This window comes from Saccharicrinis aurantiacus (assembly GCF_947489045.1).
Taxonomy (GTDB): Bacteria; Bacteroidota; Bacteroidia; order Bacteroidales; family Marinilabiliaceae; genus Saccharicrinis; species Saccharicrinis aurantiacus.
Map to the genome: position 1 here is coordinate 1 of NZ_CANLCN010000047.1, position 2,443 is coordinate 2,443.

3 protein-coding genes are annotated in these 2,443 nt (G+C 32.4%); all 3 read left to right on the plus strand.

Translation table 11 applies throughout. The features are described from left to right. Positions 1-149: 149 nt before the first annotated feature. The 3 genes from QMO11_RS21785 (at position 150) to QMO11_RS21795 (ending at position 2,148) form a co-directional block, all read left to right on the plus strand. Positions 150-548 (plus strand): hypothetical protein, encoded by a 399-nt coding sequence (locus QMO11_RS21785; protein WP_282040070.1) that lies wholly within the window; start codon positions 150-152, stop codon positions 546-548. Positions 549-808: 260 nt separating this feature from the next. Beyond that, positions 809-1,474 carry a hypothetical protein gene (locus QMO11_RS21790; RefSeq protein ID WP_282040071.1) on the plus strand — a complete coding sequence of 222 codons (666 nt, stop codon included), beginning with the start codon at positions 809-811 and terminating at the stop codon, positions 1,472-1,474. 131 nt (positions 1,475-1,605) lie between these two features. Beyond that, a complete protein-coding gene (locus QMO11_RS21795; RefSeq protein ID WP_282040073.1) occupies positions 1,606-2,148 on the plus strand; it encodes a hypothetical protein in 543 nt (180 codons plus the stop codon). Positions 2,149-2,443 lie beyond the last annotated feature (295 nt).

Sequence of the window (2,443 nt, forward strand, 5' to 3'; positions counted from 1 at the left end):
ATTTTGTTAAGTTTGTTGTGACTGAGGTGGCGAAGCTGACTTTAAATTGCACAACAGCTTCTTGGCGCCAAACGTTGTAGTGCATTGCTTACATCATCCATAAACTAATTAAATTATTACAATAACTAACTAAAATATAATAACTGATTATGAAATTAATAGTAAAGTGTAACAAGTGTAGACAAGAGAACAAAGCTCCACACCATGTAAATAACCGAGTTGATTATGCTAAACAACATGGAGATAACTTTTCATTGACTTGTAAATCATGTAATGAGACAGATGAATACCATGTTGACGACATAAAGGCTGTGGACTATACATTTGGAGAAATCATTAAGAACAGGTTAATGGTATTTGCAATACTTTTTGTGATTACTTTAGTATTAGGGCTCTTTGTTGTTGGATTTACTGGTGCAGTAACTATTTCTTTAGTTTTAACCTTGACCACAATGTTATTTGCAAAGAAAAATAACTCATCAAAGAGCTTAACATTTAATAAACACAAACTGAAAGGGCGAGTTTCTGGCGTTGGGTTCAGAAAATAAGATTAAATTCAATAACGCACTACAACAAACTGTAAATTTTATAGGGCGTCAGTGCTATGCGGAGTGTGGATCGGTTTCTCATCTCCGCTCAAGCTATTGCTTGAGCTACTTTTTGTTTAAATTTATAGCCAAAGCAATAGCTTGTGCTTGTTGTAGCTGGATTGGTCTTTCGGGCGAAACCGCCCTACAAAACTTACAGGTCAACGTTAGCGGTTATTAAGACGAAGACCCCAGATTCTACAATTAATGATGAACTAATCATGACAATAAGAAAATTTGGAAATAAATCACAACTATTAGTATTACCATTTTTATTACTTGCTTGTAGTGGATTTGGGCAAACGATAGATAGTATTCTATATCAGCCATACGAAAATGTTGATTCTATCGCATTTTGGCATAAGTTGGAGATTAGAAAAGATAATAACTATATGACTTATGGACTAATAAGATATTGTAGTTGTGACTATCATTCCTTCCTGCAGAAATCAGATTATAAGTCAAATGATACAATTCCTACTTCAGAAGGATTTCTCACAAATGACATTAAAAATGGAGAATGGACTTATTGGAATGATGTAACAAGAATTTGTTGCGATGAATTTCATTTGTATCCTGACTCTACAATTATTTATGAAAACGGACTTAAAATTGAAAAGCAAGACCGATTAGGAACTTATCATTATTGGGAGAATAAAATTAGAGTTGAAATAGTTGCTAACGGAAAATATCCTTTTTCAGTAGAATGCGATAATGACAGGTGCGAGATTATTTATTGCGATAAATTTGTACTGAAAGAATTTAATAAGGAATTTTTAGAAATGGAATTAATTCAAGTATCAACAGGAGATTATATATTTGAGGGCAGAAAAGCTGCTAATGAACTCAAAAAGAAACAAGAAAAAATGAATAATAACAACCGCTAACAACATATAAAAATAATGCGGGCAAATTAGGTATTGTTTCAGTTTCCCAATTTGCTATCTTTGGTAACATAATTAAGAAGTAAATGCGCTCAAACCCGCACTATTCTTATATAAACGTTAGCCACAAGTTTATGAGAAAGTACTTATATATAATGTTTTTAAAGCTTCTTATCTGGACTTCTATATTCGGACAAGAACCGTGTATCAAGAAATCTATATCTTATGGACATTCTTTAGGAGATTCGATTTCAAAGGACTTTGAAGTCAGTAAAGACTTTGGTCCTTATTTTTCAGAAGTAACATATTTAAATGATACTACCTTAAGGGCATTTACAATCTGTGACCATATTAGCTCTTTTAGACTTGAATTAACAAAGACGAGATTTAATAAAACTATAGATACATTCAAAAAACAAATAGGAAAACCTAATTTGCATTATGTAGGTGATACATTAAATGGCGTGCAATTGAATCATGAGATTGAATATTATCTATGGGTTGACTCATTATCATATACAAAATACTCTGCTTATATAAACTTAGAATCAATGACAAAAGGAACTTTAAGAATCATAAACGATACTATTTCAGAATCATTGAAATGGAAATATATTGAAGGCTATGAGGAGTCTTTAAAACCAATTGAATTTGATACAACCATTGTGGCACAATAAAAACCAGTGGCTAACAAAAGCTATACGTAATGCGGAGTTAGCTGTGTTTTGGTAGTTTGCAGGCGGTTTGTTGGCGCCAAATTTTCGTTCCGAAAATTTATTAAGTTTAAGGTAAAATTTCAAAACGTAAATTTGGCTATGTACAAGTTTGGAAAGAAAGTTTCTTCGGAGCTCCGCACTACGCATAGCTAAACCGTTGGCATTCATTATGAAGAGTGCCCAGATTCAAGAACCTAGCGCAACAAATTAATATTTTAAATTTGTTGTTATGAATGGAAAAAACTACACACGTCTC

What these genes read in the sequence shown, in the direction of transcription:
- QMO11_RS21785 (WP_282040070.1), top strand. Translation starts at nt 150, where the DNA reads ATGAAATTAATAGTAAAGTGTAACAAGTGTAGACAAGAGAACAAAGCT.
- QMO11_RS21790 (WP_282040071.1), top strand. Translation starts at nt 809, where the DNA reads ATGACAATAAGAAAATTTGGAAATAAATCACAACTATTAGTATTACCA.
- QMO11_RS21795 (WP_282040073.1), top strand. Translation starts at nt 1,606, where the DNA reads ATGAGAAAGTACTTATATATAATGTTTTTAAAGCTTCTTATCTGGACT.